General features: G+C 74.5%; 17 protein-coding genes. 6 read left to right on the top strand and 11 right to left on the bottom strand.

The genetic code is table 11. The annotated features are described in order from the left end of the window. The first annotated feature begins 23 nt into the window (after positions 1-23). Positions 24-1,289: a bifunctional class I SAM-dependent methyltransferase/N-acetyltransferase gene (locus tag CP977_RS28840; RefSeq protein WP_152371048.1), complete on the top strand. Its 1,266-nt coding sequence runs from the start codon at positions 24-26 to the stop codon at positions 1,287-1,289. Positions 1,290-1,441: 152 nt separating this feature from the next. Then, positions 1,442-2,062 (top strand): isopentenyl-diphosphate Delta-isomerase, encoded by a 621-nt coding sequence (gene idi / locus CP977_RS28835; RefSeq protein WP_062751239.1) that lies wholly within the window; start codon positions 1,442-1,444, stop codon positions 2,060-2,062. On the opposite strand, the gene CP977_RS28830 is transcribed toward idi, so the two are convergent. Next, positions 2,028-2,576, bottom strand: coding sequence for an ATP-binding protein (locus CP977_RS28830; protein ID WP_372460661.1), 549 nt, complete (start codon positions 2,574-2,576; stop codon positions 2,028-2,030). The genes idi and CP977_RS28830 overlap by 35 nt on opposite strands. 184 nt (positions 2,577-2,760) lie before the next feature. Between CP977_RS28830 and CP977_RS28825 the strand changes: the two genes are divergently transcribed. Then, positions 2,761-3,504, top strand: a complete 744-nt coding sequence (locus CP977_RS28825) for an enoyl-CoA hydratase/isomerase family protein (RefSeq protein WP_152371047.1) — start codon at positions 2,761-2,763, stop codon at positions 3,502-3,504. Between the two features lie 12 nt (positions 3,505-3,516). Here the strand turns inward: CP977_RS28825 and CP977_RS28820 are convergent, their stop codons facing one another. After that, positions 3,517-4,170, bottom strand: a complete 654-nt coding sequence (locus CP977_RS28820) for a DJ-1/PfpI family protein (protein WP_062751245.1) — start codon at positions 4,168-4,170, stop codon at positions 3,517-3,519. 57 nt (positions 4,171-4,227) lie between these two features. Next, positions 4,228-5,199, bottom strand: a complete 972-nt coding sequence (locus CP977_RS28815; RefSeq protein ID WP_152371046.1) for a GlxA family transcriptional regulator — start codon at positions 5,197-5,199, stop codon at positions 4,228-4,230. A gap of 183 nt (positions 5,200-5,382) precedes the next feature. On the opposite strand from CP977_RS28815, the gene CP977_RS28810 reads away from it, so the two are divergent. Then, entirely contained in the window at positions 5,383-6,249 is an 867-nt protein-coding gene (locus tag CP977_RS28810) for an SCO6745 family protein (RefSeq protein WP_062751251.1), read from the top strand. Between the two features lie 95 nt (positions 6,250-6,344). Next, positions 6,345-8,765: a Tex family protein gene (locus tag CP977_RS28805; RefSeq protein WP_062751254.1), complete on the top strand. Its 2,421-nt coding sequence runs from the start codon at positions 6,345-6,347 to the stop codon at positions 8,763-8,765. A 60-nt stretch (positions 8,766-8,825) separates the two neighbouring features. On the opposite strand, the gene CP977_RS28800 is transcribed toward CP977_RS28805, so the two are convergent. From CP977_RS28800 to CP977_RS28780, 6 genes are all read right to left on the bottom strand, one after another. Continuing rightward, positions 8,826-9,230 (bottom strand): hypothetical protein, encoded by a 405-nt coding sequence (locus CP977_RS28800; RefSeq protein ID WP_030215623.1) that lies wholly within the window; start codon positions 9,228-9,230, stop codon positions 8,826-8,828. A 126-nt stretch (positions 9,231-9,356) separates the two neighbouring features. Further along, positions 9,357-10,994 (bottom strand): ABC-F family ATP-binding cassette domain-containing protein, encoded by a 1,638-nt coding sequence (locus tag CP977_RS28795; protein WP_062751256.1) that lies wholly within the window; start codon positions 10,992-10,994, stop codon positions 9,357-9,359. A 64-nt stretch (positions 10,995-11,058) separates the two neighbouring features. Beyond that, a complete protein-coding gene (locus tag CP977_RS34230) occupies positions 11,059-11,535 on the bottom strand; it encodes a hypothetical protein (RefSeq protein WP_162602985.1) in 477 nt (158 codons plus the stop codon). A 172-nt stretch (positions 11,536-11,707) separates the two neighbouring features. Then, positions 11,708-12,010, bottom strand: coding sequence for a hypothetical protein (locus CP977_RS28790; protein ID WP_062751260.1), 303 nt, complete (start codon positions 12,008-12,010; stop codon positions 11,708-11,710). Positions 12,011-12,128: 118 nt separating this feature from the next. Next, positions 12,129-13,472 carry a M14 family metallopeptidase gene (locus CP977_RS28785; RefSeq protein ID WP_152371045.1) on the bottom strand — a complete coding sequence of 448 codons (1,344 nt, stop codon included), beginning with the start codon at positions 13,470-13,472 and terminating at the stop codon, positions 12,129-12,131. After that, positions 13,469-15,502 (bottom strand): Xaa-Pro dipeptidyl-peptidase, encoded by a 2,034-nt coding sequence (locus CP977_RS28780; protein WP_152371044.1) that lies wholly within the window; start codon positions 15,500-15,502, stop codon positions 13,469-13,471. The genes CP977_RS28785 and CP977_RS28780 overlap by 4 nt, the downstream gene beginning before the upstream one ends. Positions 15,503-15,727: 225 nt before the next feature. Between CP977_RS28780 and CP977_RS28775 the strand changes: the two genes are divergently transcribed. Further along, entirely contained in the window at positions 15,728-17,302 is a 1,575-nt protein-coding gene (locus tag CP977_RS28775; RefSeq protein ID WP_152371043.1) for a M1 family metallopeptidase, read from the top strand. A 30-nt stretch (positions 17,303-17,332) separates the two neighbouring features. Here CP977_RS28775 and CP977_RS28770 read toward each other — a convergent pair whose 3' ends face one another. Then, on the bottom strand, positions 17,333-18,196 hold the full coding sequence (locus CP977_RS28770; protein ID WP_062751266.1) for an oxygenase MpaB family protein: 864 nt from the start codon (positions 18,194-18,196) through the stop codon (positions 17,333-17,335). A gap of 110 nt (positions 18,197-18,306) precedes the next feature. Then, positions 18,307-18,792: a F0F1 ATP synthase subunit B family protein gene (locus CP977_RS28765; protein WP_062751268.1), complete on the bottom strand. Its 486-nt coding sequence runs from the start codon at positions 18,790-18,792 to the stop codon at positions 18,307-18,309. Between the last annotated feature and the right edge of the window lie 117 nt (positions 18,793-18,909).

Raw genomic sequence — 18,909 nt, 5'->3', positions numbered from 1 at the left:
CTCTCATCCAAAGGTTTCCCACGTTGTCCGACAACGCTCTGCACGATTCCTTCTTCGCCCTGCACCACGGCCTGCCGCGCCAGGGTCCGGGCTCCGACACCACCACCCGTCGGCTCCTCGCGCTCGCGGGACCGCTCCCCGAGCGTCCGCGCGTGCTCGACCTGGGCTGCGGCCCGGGCCGCTCCGCGCTGCTCCTGGCCGCCGAGGCGGGCGCCGAGGTGACCGCCGTCGACACCCACGAGCCGTTCCTCGCCGAGCTGCGGGAGTCCGCCGCCGCGCGCGGACTCGACGGCACGGACCCCGACGGCGGTTCCGTCCGCGCCCTCCGCGCCGACATGGGCTCCCTGCCCTTCCCCGACGGCTCCTTCGACCTGGTCTGGGCCGAGAGCTCCGTCTTCGTGCTCGGCTTCGACCGGGCGCTCGCCGAGTGGCGCCGTCTCCTCGCGCCCGGCGGCACGCTCGTGCTCACCGAGTGCGTGTGGACCACCGGGGAGCCGGGCCCGGCGGCCCGCGCCTTCTGGGAGGAGCACTACCCGCTCCGCACCGTCACCGAAAACGGGGCGGCCGCCGTCGCGGCCGGCTACCACGTCCTGGGGACCCTCATCCAGCCGGAGGGCGACTGGGACGAGTACTACGGTCCGCTGGCCGCCCGCGCCGAGGCGGCCGACACCTCCGTGCCCGGCATGGCCGAGGCTGTCGCCGGGGCGCGCGCCGAGATCGCGCTGCGGCGCGAGCACGGCTCCGACTACGGCTACGCCGGTTTCGTCCTGCGGCCCGCCGATCCGCGCTGGCGCACCCGGCCTGAGGCGCCCGGCGAGGAGGCGGAGGTCCGGCGGATCGAGGCGGCGGCCTTCGGTTCGGCGGCGGAGGCCGACCTGGTCGACGCGCTCCGGGCGGACGCCGGCGCCTGGCTGCCGGGCCTGTCGTACGTGGCCGAGGCCCCGGACGGCACGGTCGCGGCGCACGCCCTGATCACCCGCTGCCACGTGGACGGCGTCCCGGCGGCGGCGCTCGCCCCGGTGGCGGTCGCGCCCGAGCACCAGCGGACGGGGGCCGGGCAGGCCGTCGTCCGGGCGGTCCTCGACGCGGCCCGGCTGCGGGGCGAGACCCTGGTGCTCGTCCTGGGGCATCCGGAGTACTACCCCCGGTTCGGGTTCGAACGGGCGTCCGCGTATGGAATCCGGCCAGGTTTCGAGGTTCCGGACGAGGCGATGAGGGCGCTCGTCCTGGACGACTCCGTGCCCGTCCCCTCGGGTGCGCTGCGCTATCCCGCGCCTTTCGGGGTGTAGTGCCCCCTCGGACCCCTCCCGCTCCCGCCGCACCGGTCGCACTCCGGCGCGGCGGGAGCGGGCGCGTCCGGCCGTCGAAGTACGGACAAGCCGCTTTTGTACGGCAGACTGAGGGGGCCCCACCGGGCCGAGGACCGAAGCGAAGGATGGGTATGCCGACCACACCAGCCACCGCGGCTCAGATCTCGCCGGAGATCGCGTCGAACGGTGTCCAGCCGTCCGGAGCCCCGGCCCCGATCATGCTCGAACTGGTCGACGAGGACGGAAGGACCATCGGCACGGCGGAGAAGCTCGCCGCCCACCAGGCGCCGGGGCAGCTCCACCGCGCCTTCTCCGTCTTCCTCTTCGACGAGTCGGGCCGGCTGCTCCTCCAGCGGCGGGCGCTCGGCAAGTACCACTCCCCCGGCGTCTGGTCGAACACCTGCTGCGGCCACCCCTACCCGGGCGAGGCGCCGTTCGCGGCGGCGGCCCGGCGCACCTTCGAGGAGCTGGGCGTCTCGCCCTCGCTGCTCGCGGAGGCCGGCACGGTCCGCTACAACCACCCGGACCCGGCCTCGGGCCTGGTGGAGCAGGAGTTCAACCACCTCTTCGTCGGCCTGGTGCAGGCCGAGCCGCGCCCGGACCCGGAGGAGATCGAGGACACCGCCTTCGTGACCCCCGCCGAGCTGGCCGAGCGGCACGCCGCCGCGCCGTTCTCCGCCTGGTTCATGACGGTGCTCGACGCGGCGCGTCCGGCCGTCAGGGAGCTGACGGGTCCGTCCGGGGGCTGGTGACCACCGGCTCGTGCGACACCGCTCCCGGCCCCGGTGCCATCGGGGCCAGGGGCAGGGCCGCCCAGATGATCTTGCCGCCGCTCGCGGTGTGCTCGACGTCGCAGGTGCCGCCGGCCTCCTGGGCGATCTCGCGGACCAGGAGCAGCCCCCGGCCGCCGGTCTGCCCCCAGTCGGCCTCCAGGGCCTTGGGACGGTAGGGGTGGTTGTCCTCGACGGACACCCGGATCCACTCGGGGCCGATCGCCACCTCGACCGCTATCTCCGGGGACAGCAGCGCCGCGTGCCGCACGGCGTTGGTGACCAGCTCGGAGACGATCAGCAGCAGGCCGTCCATGATCTCGTCGTGGAGGGGGACGCCCTGGCGGACCAGCAGGTCGCGCACGGCGTGCCGGGCCTGCGGGACGGAGACGTCGACCGCGGCAGCGGTGAAGCGCCAGACTCCTTCGTAGGACGGGTGCCGGGTGGGGCCGCCTTCGCGGGGCTCCACCGTCCGGTTCCCACCCTCGTGCTCGATTCTCGCCACGGATCGAGTCTTGGCAATGCGCGGGGGCGTACCCACCTACTGACCAGAAGTCGACACTTATCGGCTGCCTTCTGATCGGGTGAGTATGCCGATGTCAGTTGTTCGACTGATCGCGCACGTTTTCTGAGGACTCCGGAGAGCCCGACGCTCGGGCCCGCCGGATAGCATCCGGCCCATGGAGCCGCAGCTGAAGGACAGCGTCACGGACGGGATCGCCACCGTCGTCATAGCCAACCCCGCCAAGCGCAACGCGATGAGCGCCGGCATGTGGCGCGCCCTGCCGGGCGTCCTGGAGCGGCTCGCCGCCGACCCGGAGGTCCGGGTCCTGGTCCTCACCGGCGAGGGCGACACCTTCTGCGCCGGGGCCGACATCTCGGCGCTGCGGGAGCCCGGGGACGAGCAGCAGAGCCTGGCGGTACGGGCCGAGGAGGCGCTCGCGGCCTTCCCCAAGCCGACCCTGGCGGCCGTCCGGGGCTTCTGCGTCGGGGGCGGCAGCCAGCTCGCCGCCGCCTGCGACCTGCGGTTCGCCGAGGAGGGCGCCCGCTTCGGGGTCACCCCGGCGAAGCTCGGCATCGTCTACCCGTCCTCGTCGACCCGCCGCCTCGCCGCCCTCGTGGGCCCGTCGGCCGCCAAGTACCTGCTGTTCTCCGGTGAGTTGATCGACGCGGAGCGGGCGCTGCGGACGGGGCTCGTGGACGAGCTGCACCCGGTGGGCGGACTGGACAAGCGGGTGGAGGAGTTCTGCCGGGTGCTCGCCTCCCGTTCGCTGCTCACCCAGGCGGCGGCCAAGGAGTTCGCCGACGGGCGCACGGACCGGGACGCCCACTGGGCGGAGCAGGCGCGCGGCAGCGGCGACACCGCGGAGGGTGTCGCCGCCTTCCTGGAGCGCCGCCCGCCCCGCTTCGCGTACGGGATCTGAGGACCGTACGGGCTACTCGGTCCCCGCCGGGGCGGTCTCCGGCTTCCCGGTCTCCGCGCGCCACTTCGCGACGAGTGCGGCCGGGGCCTTCTCCGGCGAGCCCGCGTCGTACGGCGGCTGCGGGTCGTACTCGGTGAGGAGCTGGACCGTCTGCGCGGTCTCGTCCCCGGCGATCCGGCCGAGGAGGTGGAGCGCCATGTCGATGCCGGAGGAGACCCCGGCGGAGGTGACGTACTTGCCGTCGAAGACCACCCGCTCGCCGGTGGGCTCGACGCCGAGGGCCCGCAGTTCGTCGAAGGCGAGCCAGTGGGTGGTCGCCCGGCGCCCGTCGAGGAGGCCCGCGGCGGCGAGGACCAGCGAGCCGGTGCAGACGGAGGTGGTCCAGGTGCTGGTGGCGTCGGCGGCGCGGAGCCAGTCGAGGATCTCCGGGTCGTCCATGGCCACCCGGGCGTCGGGACCGCCGGGCACGAGGACGATGTCCGGGGCCGGCACCTCGGCGAGGGTGCGGTCGGCGACGAGGGCGAGGCTGTCCTGGTCGTTGCGGACCGGGCCCCTCTCCCGGGCCACGAAGAAGGTCTCGGCGCCGGGGAGGCGGGAGAGCAGTTCGTACGGCCCGACGGCGTCGAGGGCGGTGAAGCGGTCGTAGAGCAGGACGGCGATCTGCATGCTGGTTCCTCTCGGTGGGTGCGGTGCATGGGCGTACGGGTGTACGGGCGTACGGGGTCAGCGGGCGGGGACGTGGAAGCGGCGGCGGTACTCCGCCGGGGTGGTCTCCAAGGCCTTGAGGAAGGCGCGGCGCATCGCCTCCGGCGTCCCGTAGCCCGAGGCGCGGGCGACCTCCTCGACGCCGCGCGAGGTGTCCTCCAGGAGGCGGCGGGCGTGTTCGAGCCGGACCCGGTCGACGTAGCGGCCGGGCGGCGTGCCGGTCTCCGCGTGGAAGGCGCGGGCGAAGTGGCGGGGCGAGAGCCGGACGCGGGCGGCGAGCGCCGGCACGGAGAGGTCCGCGTCCGGGTGCTCGGTGATCCAGTGCTGGAGGTCGCGCAGCGGCTCCCGGCGGGCGGTCTGGGCGGAGAGCTGGACGCTGAACTGGGCCTGGTTGCCGGGGCGGCGCAGGAACACGACCAGGTGGCGGGCGACGGTGAGGGCGACGTCCCGGCCGTGGTCCTCCTCGACCAGGGCGAGCGCCAGGTCGATCCCGGCGGTGACCCCGGCCGAGGTGGAGAGGCGCCCGTCCCGTACGAAGATCGGGTCCGGGTCCACGTCGACCTCGGGGTAGCAGCGGGCGAGGTGCTCGCAGGCGTTCCAGTGGGTGGTCGCCCGGTGCCCGTCGAGGAGTCCGGCCCCGGCCAGGAGCAGCGCCCCGGTGCAGACGGAGACCAGGCGTTCGGCGCGCGGGGCGTGCTCCCGCAGCCAGTCGATCAGCGCCGGGTCGGGCGTCCGGGTGCCCTCGCCCCCGGGGACGACCAGGGTGTGCGGGGCGCCGCCGGCGACGGCGTCCGCGAGCGCGGTGTCGGGCAGCAGGCGCAGCCCGCTCTGCGTGCGGACCGGGCCGCCGCCCGGGGAGGCGGTGCGGATCGGGTAGGCGGACGGGTCCCCGGCGGCCCGGCCGGCACCGGCGAACACCTCGACGGGGCCGGTGACGTCGAGGCTCTGGACGCCGTCGAAGAGGACGACGAGGACGGGGCGTCGGGACATGCCCCCCATCCTTGGCCGGGAGTGGCCGCGTCCACAACGACGAGGATCCCACCTTTCCTGCCGTCGCCTCTCGTCGGCGGGGGTGGTGCGCCTGCTCCCGCCGACCGAGGGGACCTGCCCACCCCCGCCCTGGAGGGCCCGCTCCTGTTCCCGTCGTACCGACCAGTCGGTAACGTTCGAGGTATGACGAACACCCTGCCGCCGCGCGCCGGACGCCGCTGCCACAACGCCCTGAACCCGCTGCACTCCTCGCTGTACTTCTCGCCGGACCTGGACCGCGAGCTCTCCGCCCTCGGTTTCGAGGACCAGAGCGCGATGCGGCTCGCCGCCCGGAGCGCCCCGCTCGGCGCGGTGGGCGCGGGCACGGTCGCCGCGACCTTCTACAACTACAACCACGAGCTGCTCGCCCGCCACCTGCCCGCCGTGTGGGAGACCGCCTCCCCCGCCGAGGTCCTGGCCGCGCGGCTGCGCGCCGTGGACACGACCCTGCGCCGACTGCTCGGCGAGGACGCCGTCGCCTCCCCGGAGATGGCGGAGGCGGCGGAGCTGGCGCTGCGGGCCGCCGAGGCCTGTACGCGACACGCCCGGCCGCTGTACTCGGCCAACGCCGACCTGCCGGTCCCCGAGGAGCCCCACCTCGCCTACTGGCACGCCACCACCCTGCTGCGCGAGCACCGGGGCGACGGGCACCTCGCGGCCCTGCTCTCCGCCGGGCTCGACCCGGTCGAGGCCCTCGCCTCCCACACCGCCACCGGCAAGGGCATGGCCCCGCGCTGGGTCCTCGGCACCCGGGGCTGGCGGCGCACCGACTGGGAGGGGGCGGTGGCGCGGCTGCGCGACCGGGGCCTGATCGGCGCCGGGGGCGAGCTGACCGAGGCCGGGGCGGCCCTGCGCGCCGAGCTCGAGGAGCACACCGACCGGCTGGACTCCGCCCCGTACGAGCACCTCGGCGCGGCCGGGGTCGAGCGCCTGACCGAGCTGGGGCGCGGCTTCCTCTTCGCGGCGGCAGCGGCGGGCGCCTTCCCGGAGGACCTGGTCGGCAAGGGCTGAAGGACGCGCGGGACGGGTCGGTTGCCGCGTACGGGTGACCGACCCGGCACAATGCAGTCGCAAGCTTGAGGCACGAGAAGGCGAGTCGGGACACCGTGACGACGTCCATCGAAGCAAGGATCGCCGAGGAGCTCGGCGTACGCGAGCGACAGGTGAGGGCAGCCGTCGAGCTCCTCGACGGCGGTTCGACCGTGCCGTTCATCGCGCGCTACCGCAAGGAAGCGACCGAGATGCTCGACGACGCGCAGCTGCGCACCCTGGAGGAGCGGCTGCGCTACCTGCGCGAACTGGAGGACCGCCGGTCGGCCGTCCTCGACTCGGTGCGCGAGCAGGGCAAGCTGACGGAGGAGCTGGAGGCCCGCATCCTGGCCGCCGACACCAAGGCGCGCCTGGAGGACATCTACCTGCCCTTCAAGCCGAAGCGCCGGACCAAGGCGCAGATCGCCCGCGAGGCCGGTCTGGAGCCGCTGGCGGAGGGGCTGCTCGCGGACCCGTCCGTGGAGCCGGCGGCCGCCGCGGCGGCCTTCGTGGACGCGGACAGGGGCGTCGCGGACGCGGCGGCGGCCCTGGAGGGCGCGCGGGCGATCCTCGCGGAGAAGTTCTCCGAGGACGCCGACCTCATCGGCGAGCTGCGCGAGCGCATGTGGGGCCGGGGGCGGCTTGTCGCCAAGGTCCGGGAGGGCAAGGAGGAGGCGGGGTCGAAGTTCGCCGACTACTTCGACTTCGCGGAGCCGTTCACCGCGCTGCCCTCGCACCGGATCCTCGCCATGCTGCGCGGCGAGAAGGAGGACGTGCTCGCCCTGGACCTGGAGCCGGAGGAGCCCGTCGAGGGCCCTTCCTCGTACGAGGGGATCGTCGCGCACCGCTTCGGCGTCGCCGACCGGGGGCGCCCCGGGGACAAGTGGCTCCAGGACACGGTCCGCTGGGCCTGGCGGACCCGGATCCTGGTGCACCTGGGGATCGACCTGCGGCTGCGGCTGCGGACGGCCGCCGAGGACGAGGCGGTACGGGTCTTCGCGGCGAACCTGCGGGACCTGCTGCTCGCCGCGCCGGCCGGCACCCGGGCGACCCTGGGCCTCGACCCCGGTTTCCGTACGGGCGTGAAGGTCGCCGTCGTGGACGCGACCGGCAAGGTCGTGGCCACCGACACGATCCACCCCCACGTCCCGGCCAACAAGTGGGACCAGTCCCTGGCGACCCTGGCGCGGCTCGCGAAGGAGCACGCGGTCGAGCTGGTCGCGATCGGCAACGGCACGGCCTCCCGCGAGACCGACAAGCTGGCGACCGAACTCATCGCGAAGCACCCCGAGTTGAACCTGACCAAGGTGATGGTCTCGGAGGCCGGCGCCTCGGTCTACTCGGCCTCCGCGTTCGCCTCGCAGGAACTCCCGGGCCTGGACGTGTCGTTGCGCGGCGCCGTCTCCATCGCCAGGCGGCTCCAGGACCCGCTGGCGGAGCTGGTGAAGATCGACCCGAAGTCGATCGGCGTCGGCCAGTACCAGCACGACCTGGCCGAGGTGAAGCTCTCGCGCTCGCTCGACGCGGTGGTCGAGGACTGTGTGAACGGCGTCGGCGTGGACGTCAACACCGCCTCCGCGCCGCTCCTCTCGCGCGTCTCGGGCATCAGCTCCGGCCTCGCGGAGAACATCGTCGCGCACCGGGACGCCAACGGCCCCTTCCGCTCCCGCCGGGCGCTCAAGGACGTGGCCCGGCTGGGCCCGAAGGCGTACGAGCAGTGCGCGGGCTTCCTGCGCATCCGGGGCGGCGACGACCCGCTGGACGCGTCCGCCGTGCACCCGGAGGCGTACCCGGTGGTGCGCCGGATGGCGAAGACGACGGGCGGCGAGGTCGCGTCCCTGATCGGCGACACGGGCACGCTGCGCTCGCTGCGGGCGGACGACTTCGTGGACGAGACCTTCGGTCTGCCGACGGTGACGGACATCCTGCGCGAGCTGGAGAAGCCGGGCCGCGACCCGCGTCCGGCGTTCCGGACGGCCACCTTCAAGGAGGGCGTAGAGAAGATCGGCGACCTGGCGTCCGGGATGGTCCTGGAGGGGGTCGTCACCAACGTGGCGGCGTTCGGGGCGTTCGTGGACATCGGTGTGCACCAGGACGGTCTGGTGCACGTGTCCGCGATGTCGAAGACCTTCGTGAAGGACCCGCGCGACGTGGTGAAGCCCGGCGACGTGGTGAAGGTGAAGGTCCTGGACGTGGACGTGCCGCGCAAGCGGATCTCGCTGACGCTGCGGCTCGACGACGAGCCGGGCGCGGAGGCGGCGGGCGGCGCGGGCGGCCGGGGCCGGGGCGAGCGCGGTGACCGGGGCGAGCGCTCCGGCCGGCCGCCGCAGCAGCGGCAGGGCGGCGGTGGCGGTCGCCGGGCCGAGCGCGGCGACCAGGGCGGCCGGGGCGGTGGCGGCCGGGACCGCGGCGCGGCCCCCGCTCCCGCCAACAGTGCCATGGCGGACGCCCTCCGCAAGGCGGGCCTGCTGGGCGAGGGCGGCGGCAAGCGGCGGTAGTGCCGGTGTACGTACGGGAAGGGGCCCGTGGTCCCTTCCCGTACGGGCGGCCTTACGGCCTTACGGCAGGAAGCGCAGGGCCCAGTCGGCGCGGTGGGCGACGGCGAGGTCGTCGTCCTCCGTCAGGGGCCGCAGCAGGCCCTCGGCCTTCTTCGGGTCCGCCTGGACCAGGTCCACGATCTCGGCGGCCAGGCCGTCCTGGTCGTCGCCGAGGTCGACGGCGGAGGCCCGCACCAGGACCGGGAGGCTGCCGGTGCCGCCGATGCCCGCGACGACGCCGCCGAGCAGCTCGCGGGCGTACCCGTTGCGCTCCTCGACCGCCCGGCCGAGCTCGGTCTCCAGGCGCGGCAGCAGCTCCGGACCGCCCGTCGCCGCGATCTCGTCGGCGAGGTCGATCGTCGCGTCGACGTCCGCGTCGAGGTCGTCCAGCATCGCGAGGAGCCGGGTGATGCCGTCGTCGGTCATGTGGTGCCTCCTGAAGAGTGCCGTCCGCGGGGACGGGGCCGGCCGCGCCCCGCGGAGAGCCGTTGTGCGTACAGTTCACGGCCCGGGTCGCGCCCGTGCAAGACGGGCGTCCCGGGCCGGGGTGTCTCAGAGCTCGGTGACCTTGCCGTCCGCCACCTCGATGCGGCGGGTGGTGCGGACGGCGTCGAGCATGCGCCGGTCGTGGGTGACGAGCAGCAGCGTGCCGGTGTACGCGTCGAGGGCGGACTCCAGCTGCTCGATCGCCGGGAGGTCCAGGTGGTTGGTCGGCTCGTCCAGGACCAGCAGGTTCACGCCCCGGCCCTGGAGCAGCGCGAGCGCGGCCCGGGTCCGCTCGCCCGGCGAGAGGGTGGTGGCGGGCCGCAGCACGTGGACGGCCTTCAGGCCGAACTTGGCGAGCAGGGTCCTGACCTCGGCGGGCTCGGTGTCGGGCACGGCCGCGCAGAACGCCTCCAGGAGGGTCTCCGTGCCGTGGAACAGCTTGCGGGCCTGGTCGACCTCGCCGACGACGACGCCCGGGCCGAGCGAGGCGTCGCCGGAATCCAGCGGGAGGCGGCCGAGGAGGGCGGCGAGCAGCGTCGACTTCCCGGCGCCGTTCGCGCCGGTGACGGCGACCCGGTCGGCCCAGTCGATCTGGAGGGTGACGGGCCCGAAGGAGAAGTCGCCGCGCTCGACCTCGGCGTCGCGCAGGGTGGCGACGACCGAGCCGGAGCGCGGGGCGGCGGCGATCTCCATGCGCAGCTCCCACTCCTTGCGGGGCTCCTCCACGACGTCGAGCCGCTCGATCATGCGCTGGGTCTGCCGGGCCTTCGCGGCCTGCTTCTCGCTGGCCTCGCTGCGGGCGTTGCGGCCGAGCTTGTCGCCGTCGGTGGCCTTGCGGCGCGCGTTCCGGACGCCCTTGTCCATCCAGGACCGCTGCATGTGGCCGCGCGCTTCGAGGGCCGCCTTCTTCCCGGCGTACTCCTCGAACTCCTCGCGCGCGTGGCGGCGGGCGGTGTCCCGCTCCTCCAGGTAGGCCTCGTAACCGCCGCCGTACAGGGTGATCTGCTGCTGGGCGAGGTCGAGTTCGAGGACCTTGGTGACGGTGCGGGCGAGGAACTCGCGGTCGTGGCTGACGACGACCGTCCCGGCGCGCAGCCCCTTCACGAAGGATTCCAGGCGCTCCAGGCCGTCGAGGTCCAGGTCGTTGGTGGGCTCGTCGAGGAGGAAGACGTCGTAGCGGGAGAGGAGGAGGGAGGCGAGTCCGGCGCGGGCGGCCTGGCCGCCGGAGAGGGAGGTCATCGGCCGGTCGAGGCCGACGGTGAGCCCGAGGGAGGCGGCGACCTCCTCGGCGCGCTCGTCGAGGTCGGCGCCGCCGAGGTCCAGCCAGCGCTCCAGACTGACGGCGTACGCGTCGTCGGCTCCGGGGGTGCCGTCGACCAGGCCCTGTGTGGCCTCGTCCATCGCGGCCTGGGCGGCGGCGACGCCGGTGCGCCGGGCGAGGAAGGCGCGCACGGTCTCGTCCGCGCGCCGCTCGGGCTCCTGCGGGAGGTGGCCGACGGAGGCGGTGGGCGGGGAGAGCTTCAGCTCGCCCTCCTCCGGGGCGTCGAGCCCGGCGAGCAGCCGCAGCAGGGTCGACTTGCCGGCGCCGTTGACGCCGACGAGGCCGATGACGTCGCCGGGGGCGACGACGAGGTCGAGTCCGGCGAAGAGGGTGCGTTCGCCGTGGCCGGCGGCGAGGTCCTTGGCGACGAGGGTTGCAGTCATCAGGGGAGGAATCCTAGGCGACCGGGGGACCCGACGGCGGGGTCGGGGCCGGGGGCCTCCGCGGTCAGCGGCGGGAGGCGCCCGCCGGGACGGGGGCGGCGCCCCGCCGGGTCCCGTCGAGGAGGCGGAGGAGCACGGTCCGGTAGGAGGCGCCGTGGAAGCGGTACGGGCCGGTGCCGGGGTAGCCGTCGCGCGCGAGGTCCACGGCGGGGCCGGTCCACCAGGCGAGGTCGCGCCAGACGACGTCGTCGCCGTCGCGCTCCACGACGGCCGTGACGGCTCCGCAGCCGGGGTCGTCGCAGTCGGGGCAGGAGTGGAGCACGTACCGGCCGCCGGGGAGGCCGTGGTCGCCGGCGTCGAGGAGGCGGCGGACGTGCTCGGCGCGGAGGACGGGCGGGAGGTCCGCCGCGAGGGGGGAGACGGTGTCCGCGCCGTCGGCCTCGTCGAGCCGGTGGAGCAGCGGCCTGCCGTCGACCAGGAGGTCGGCGGGGGTGGTGCGGGTCGCGGGGGTGAGGTCGAGGCTGGTGTACGCGGACGGCATGCTTCGAGTATTTCCCCGCGGAGGGGCCCGTTCCATGGCTGATCCGTCCTGGAAATGTCCCGATCCGGGTACGGGGACCGGCCTCCGGGAAGCGTGCGCCCGACGGCCGGGACGCCCGGGACGGCCGCGGGGCGGTTGCCGTCCTTTCGGATGGCAACCGCCCCGCGAGGTGTCACTTGCCGAACGGCGGGCGGCTGCTGTTGTCCGCGTCGGCGCACTGCTTGGCGCGCTTCTCCAGGGCCGCGGCGTTGGCGAGGGCCTTCTTGGCCTCCACCGTGGCGCCGAGGCGCTTGAGCTTGGCGGCGCGGTCGCGCTCCTTGCGGGCGTCGGCCTTCAGCTTGCCGATGTTGCAGGTGATGGCGCCGGCGGCCGCGGGCTCGGCGGTCACCGTCTGGCCGACGAGCACGCCTCCGGCCAGCAGCGTGGTGGCGAGCAGGGCCGGCAGGACGCGGCGCGCGGTCTTGAGGGGACGCATGGTGGTTCTCCAACTTCCGGGCTGGGACGGCCCGTTCGAGGCATGGTCAGTACCAGCAAGTAACTTTACCTCGGCAAACATCGGTGCCGCGCCATGGGCCCCGGACCCCACAGGGTCGTCAACACTCCTCCACAGGACTCCCACTGACGAGGTGGTGGGCGGCCCGCCCGTCGAGCAGCAGCGGGACGAGCGCGCGCTGCGACTGCCGCAGCGGCACGAACGCGCCCGCGCCCTCCCGGCGCACGGTGACGCCGTGCAGGGCGAGTTCGTCACCGGCCTCGGCGTACTGCGCGGCGTCCAGGCGGTAGCCGCAGGGCGGGTCGGTCAGGACCTCCTCCGGCTCCGGCGGGTCGTTGTCGGCGCCGCCGAGGTACACCGGGCCCCGGTCGGCGAGGCCGGTGAGCCGGGCGCGGGCGGTGGCCGCCGCCAGCGGGCCGCGCCGCTCGTCGAGGTGGGCGAACAGCCCCTTCAGGGCGGCGTGCTGGGTGGCGACCCGGCGCCGGTGGTTGCGGGCCGGGTCGTCCTTCTCGGCCGGGTCGAGCGCGTCCACCCGGGTCTCCACGAGCAGGCCGGCCGCGTGCTTGATGCCCGCCGTGTTGCGCAGGATCCGCTCCTGGCCGTCGCCCGCGACCTGCCGGACGGGCTCGCCGGTGAGGGGGTCGGTCCAGATGCCGTAGATCCCGGTGGTGTACCCGGCGAGTCCGGCGGCGGGACGGACGTACCTCTCGGAGAGCGTCCGGGACTCGTCGTGGACGTGCGGGTCGGCGTCGAGGGTGCGGGGCCAGAGCGCGAGCAGGTCCTTCTCGTAGTACCGGGGGGTGGCGCCGTACTCGTGCAGGTCGTAGACGAGGTGGGGGCGCCGGTCGCGGAGGACGGCGGCGATCGCCCGCGCCTCGGCGGTCCGCAGGGCGATGTGGTCGCGGTTGACGTCGACGCCGTCGGCGTTGCCCCGGGTGTCCGCCTCCCGGCCGTCGGGGTTCGCGGTCGGGACGACCAGGACGGTGGTGCGGTCGAGGAGGCGGCGGGTCTCCGGGTCCCGGGCGAACGCGAGGTCGCGCACCGTGCTTAGACAGGCCTCGCGGCCGGCGGGCTCGTCGCCGTGCTGGCTGCACACGAGGAGCACGGTCGTGGCGCCGGGCCGGGTCGTGCCGAGGGCGGCGAGCCGGAGCGGGCGGCCCTGGGCGGTGGTGCCGATCTCGCGCAGCGACACCCGGTCGCCCGCCCGGTCGACGGCCGCGAGGAAGTCCCGCTCCTCGGCCTCGGTGGTCCAGCGGGCGCCCCGGCTGGTCTCGAAGCCGGTGCGCGGCGGCTGCGCGGGGGCGCTGCCGGCCGTCTCGGCGGGGACGGCGACGAGCGGCAGGGCGAGGGCGGCGGCGCCCGCCGCGAGGGCGAGCGCGCGCCGTGAACTCCGCCGTGCGGTGGGGGTCTCCGGGGTGCGGGTCTTCGCGTTACGGGTCGTCATCGGGCGGCCCCCGTCCCGGGCAGGCGCGGCCCGATGACGGCGGCCGGCGGTGCGGAGACGCCCGGCGGCCGGAGTGCGTTCGGCGGGGTGGAGAGGGCGGGGGCCGGTCCCGTGGTGGCTCGGGCGAAGGCGCCCGCGCCGCCGACCAGCGGCACCTCCGCCCGGGTGCGGGCGAGGTCCAGGGTGAGGGTCGGGGTGGTCGACGGGGGGTCGAGCAGGTCCCGGTCGGTGCCGCCGACGATCAGGGCGAGCCGGTGGCCGGCCGGGACGACGTGGTCGGCGGCGGCGAGGTCCAGGGTGAGGGTGTACGCCCTGCCGGGGGTCAGCGGGCGGCCCTTCCGGGGGTCGGCCCAGGTGCCGAGGTCGGCCCAGCCCCGGCTGACGACCGTGTGCCGGACGTCGGCGGTGCGGGCCTCGGTCTCCTTGAAGCAGGCGCTGTCGCCGGGGGTGCTCGCGCCCCAGCAGGTGCGGTGGGCGAGGGTGGTGATGCCCTCCCCCGCCGCCGCGTAGTCGCGGATGGTGGCGGGGCCGAGGTCGACGAGGACGGCGGAGAGGTGGGCGGTGGCGGTGGTCGGGGTGGCGGTGACCGTCACCCGGGAGGAGCCGGCGATCCGCAGGTCGCGGGAGAGGGGGCGGGTGACGAACCCGGCCTTCTCGGGGGTCGCGGTGTCGATCCGGGCCGCCCAGTCCAGTTCGCCTAGGGCCGGGTCGTCGGTGAAGGCGGCGGCGGAGCCGGCGGCGGCGGGGGCGCGGCCGAGGACACCGGGTCCGGCGGCGGCGCCGGGGGCGGTGCGCAGGACGGTGGTCGCGGTGCCGCGCGGCGGCCAGTGCCGGTCGGTGGTCCAGCGGTCCGGGGCGCGTTCGATGTCGGCGACGGGCTCGCGGTCGATGCCGTTGTCGTAGCCGAGGAGGTAGTGGTCGAACCAGCGGTGCAGGGTGCGGACCCAGTCGGCGCGCCGGAAGTCGAAGGGGTCGACGTGCCCGGTCTGCGAGAGCCAGACCTTGCGTTCGACGCCGTGGGCGGCGAGGGCGTCCCACCACTTGCCGAACTGCCCGGCCCGGACGTTGAGGTCCTGCTGCCCGTGCACGGCGAAGACGCTGGCCCTCACCTTGTGGGCGTCCTTGACGTGGTCGCGCTCGCTCCAGGCGGCGGTCCAGTCGCCGCTGTACGGGGTGGCGGCGGTGACGCGCTCCTGGACGGCGGCGCAGCGGGCCCGCGCCTCGGGGCTGTTGACGTAGTCGGAGAGCCAGCTCGGGTTGGCGTCGTAGAGCGGGGCGCCCTGGGAGTGGAAGTAGTCGTACCAGGAGGAGATGGCGCCGATGGGGACGATCGTTTTCAGCCCTTCGACGCCGGTGGCGGCCACGCCGTTGGCGACGGTGCCGTCCCAGCTCTTGCCGATCATGCCGACGTTGCCGGTGCTCCAGCCGGTGGCGCGGGCCGGGGCCGTGCCGGTGCGGGTGGTGTAGCCGCGGGCGCGGCCGTTGAGCCAGTCGACGACGGCCTTGGCGGACCGCACGTCGGAGCGTCCGCCGACGTCGTCGCAGCCGTCGGAGCGGTTGGTGCCGGCGAGGTCGACGGCGACGAAGGCGTAGCCGCGCGGGACGAAGTAGTTGTCGTAGTACAGCGGGAACCGGACCGGTTTCCCGTCGGCGTCGTACGTCTTCCTCTGGCTCTCGTTGCCGCGTCCGCAGCAGGCGTAGTACGGGCTGGCGTCCATGATCACCGGGATCTTCCGGCCGGTCGCGGCCGGTTCCCGGGGCCGGACGATGTCGACGGCGACCCGGTCGGCGCGCCCGTCCCCGTCGCCGTCGAGTCCGGTGTCCACCCAGACGGACTCGCGGACGGCGTCGGCGTACGAGTGGACGGGGCGCGACTCGCGCACGGCCCCGGCCCCGGCCCCGGGCGCGGCGGGGTCGGTCCGGGCGCCGGCCGGGGTGACGAGGGTCGCGAGCAGCGCGGCCGTGGCCGCCGCCGCGAGGGTTCCGTACGGCGCTCGGGCTCCGCGGGTGATCCGCTTTCGCATCGGCATGGGCGGGAACGTACCCCGGTCAACTCCCGTGCAAAAGAGCGCCGGAGGGAATCAGGGTCCCTTCGGGGTGATCCCGTGGGTGGAGGGGTTCGTGTCGGCCGAATGGCGATCGTGTGACAGGAGGTCCTCTGGACGTGACGGTCCGTCGGGGCGCTGAATAGTGTCGTCGCTAAGGACCGACGACCACCCGCGCGTCTTACGTTTCTTATGACTTGGGGAGCACCTGTGCACCGCAGAATCATCGTTCCGAGCGCCCTCGCGGCCTCCCTGACGCTGGCGATCCCGGCGTCGGCGGCCGACTTCAGCCCTGGGGCCCCGGGCATCGGCGACTCCTACTACCCCGCCAGCGGCAACGGCGGCTACGACGTCTCCCACTACGACCTGCGCCTGAAGTACGAGCCCGCCACGGACCTCCTGGAGGGCACGGCGACGATCCTCGCCACCACCAAGCAGAACCTGTCCCGGTTCAACCTCGACCTCGGACTGAAGGTCAGCGAGGTCCGGGTGAACGGCCGGGTCGCGAAGTTCGCCGCCTCCGGCGCCCACGAGCTGGAGGTCACCCCGGCCGTCCCGCTGGAGAGGAACAGGGAGATCTCGGTGGTCGTCCGCTACGCGGGCAAGCCCTCCGAGTTCAAGGTGGACGGCTGGTCGGCCTGGGCCCGCACCCCGGACGGCGGTGTCGCCGCGCAGGAGCCGGACTCGGCCGTGTGGTGGTTCCCGTCCAACGACCACCCGCTGGACAAGGCCACCTTCGACGTCTCGGTCTCGGTGCCGGCCGGCCACCAGGCCATCAGCAACGGCGTGCTCCAGTCGCAGTCCACGGCGCTGGGCCGGACCCGTTTCAACTGGCGCTCCGACAAGCCGCAGGCGACGTATCTGGCCACGCTGGCCGTCGGAAAGTTCGACATCACGACGGACCGGACGGCGAACGGGCTGCCCGTCCTCAACGCGTACAGCAAGGACCTGGGCGCCCACGCGGGCGCGGCGCGCGCCTCGATCGAGCGCACGACCGAGGTGGCGGAGTGGCTGGAGACGGTCTTCGGGCCGTACCCGTTCAACTCGCTCGGCGGGTACGTTCCCAACGTGACCAGCGGTTTCGCCCTGGAGACGCAGACCCGGCCGTTCTACAGCCCGCGGCAGTTCGCCAACGGCGCGAACGTGTCGGTGGTCGTCCACGAGCTGGCGCACCAGTGGTACGGCGACAGCGTGTCCGTCCGGGACTGGAAGGACATCTGGATCAACGAGGGCTTCGCCCGCTACAGCCAGTGGCTGTGGTCGGAGAAGGAGGGCGAGGGCACGGCGCAGGAGCTGGCGGACTACGTGTACGCCCTGCGGGGCGCCGACGACCCGTTCTGGACGGTGAAGCCGGGCGACCCGGGCCCGGAGAACCAGTTCCACGGCGCCGTCTACGACCGGGGCGCGCTGGCGCTCCAGGCGCTGCGCAACGAGATCGGGGACGAGGACTTCTTCGCGATCCTGAAGGGCTGGCCGAAGCAGTTCGCGTACGGCAACGCGCGGGTGGCGGACTTCGTGCGGTACGCGGAGCGGATCTCCGGCGAGCCGCTGGCCGAGCTGTTCGACACCTGGCTGTACGAGCCGTCGAAGCCGGCCGCGCCGGCGGCGGCCGCGGCGGGTCCGTCCGCCCCGGCGACTCCGAGGACGACGGCGAAGGCCGGGGCGAAGGCCGCGAAGCCGGTGCAGCCGAAGTCGTGGAAGAAGATCGCGGCGACGAACACGGTCCACGACCACGAGCGCGGCCACGACCACGAGTCCGGGCACAAGGGCCACGGCGGTCACTGAGCCGTACTGCGGGTCCCGGGAGGCCGTCCGTCAGCGCTGCGCGCGGCGGGCGGCCTTCCGCGCCTCCCTGGCCAGGGGCAGGTAGCGCAGCCGCTCGGGCAGGACGGGGACCACGGCCCGCAGGACCCGGCAGAGCCGGCGCAGGGTCCGCTCCTGCGCGTCCGTCCACTCCAGGCCGATGGCCTCGCGGGCGTCCGGGGGCATGAAGCCGGCGGTGAGGAAGGCGCGCAGCCGCAGGAAGGGGCGGCGCAGGAGGGGCCAGAGGAGGCGGAGGGCGAGCCGGAGCGGCAGCGGGCCACGGTCGGGGGCGGGGACGGGCAGGTCGGTGTCGAGGAGTTCCCGTACGACGACGGTGGCCTCCAGCTCCTCGGCGAGGACCTTGCGGTAGTACGGCCAGAACTCCTCGATCGTCCGCGGCATGTCCCGGTCGTGGATGCCGAGGACCCGGCCGACCTGGAGCCATTCGGCGTACAGCTGTCGTTCCTGGGCGCCGGTGAGGGGGCGGGCGAGCAGGCGGAGGCCGTGCCGGTAGACGGGGAAGCCGGTGGCGTGCACCCAGGAGTAGTAGGCGGGGGTGAGGGCGTGGTAGCGACGTCCGTGGGCGTCGGTGCCCCGGATCGCGCGGTGCAGCTCCCGGAGCCTGCGGCCCTCGCGGGCGGCCTCCTCGCCGCCGTAGACCCAGAGCTGGACCGAGCGCAGGGAGCGTTCGCCGCGGCCCCAGGGGTCGGTGCGGAAGACGGAGTGCTCGTCGACGCCGGCGCCGATCGCGGGGTGGGCGACCTGCATGGTGAGGGCGGCGGGCAGCATGAGGAGCGACCGGACGTCGCCGGCGACGCTCCACAGCACCCCGCCGACGGGCGGCGGCGCGGGGTCGGCCTGCTTCACGCGTTCCACGGTGCTTCTCCTCTGCGGTCGTCTCCAGGGTGCACCCGTGGCGGAGTGCGCGGCGAGGGACATGGCGAAGGGGCCGTCGCCCGGGCGACGGCCCCTTCCGGGTGTACGGGTCAGGCGCGGTCGGCGCCGACCGGCTCGCCGACGATGCGGCCGGCGAGGGCGTGGGCCCAGGCGTCGACGTCGGCGTTGAGCTCGCGCTCGGCGGCGGCGCGCTCCTCGGTGATCTTCGCGGTGCCGGCGGCGAGGATGGCGTCGCGCTCGGCGGAGCCCTCGGCGCGGGCGGCGGCGATGGCGGCGGAGCCCTCCTCGACGGCCTTGGAGCGGATGCGCGCGGCCTCGTGGCGGGCCTCGGCGAGCTCTGCCTCGTACTGCTCGCGGACGCGGGCGGCCTCGGCACGCAGGTCGTCGGCGCGGTCGGTGCCGCCCTCGATGGCGTCCTCGCGCTGCTCGATCGTCTGCTTGATCTTCGGCAGGACGCCCTTCGCCAGGATGAGGAAGGTGATGCCGAACAACACCAGGCCGAGGATGAGCTCGGCCCAGACGGGGTTGAGCGGACCGAGGTCCATGTTGAAGATCTGCGAGTTCGCGAGGGTCATGGGCGCATTCTACCTGGAGCAAATGGGTGCAATTGCGACACCGGAATGAGAGTTGGCACGCCCGTGCGAGTCCGGCCAGATTCCCGGCATCCAGAGGCTACCCGAAGGTAACCACGG

Source organism: Streptomyces cinereoruber, assembly GCF_009299385.1.
Classification (GTDB): Bacteria; Actinomycetota; Actinomycetes; order Streptomycetales; family Streptomycetaceae; genus Streptomyces; species Streptomyces bikiniensis.
The sequence above is the reverse complement of the archived record's forward strand: the minus strand, read 5'-3'. Positions and strand labels throughout refer to the sequence as shown.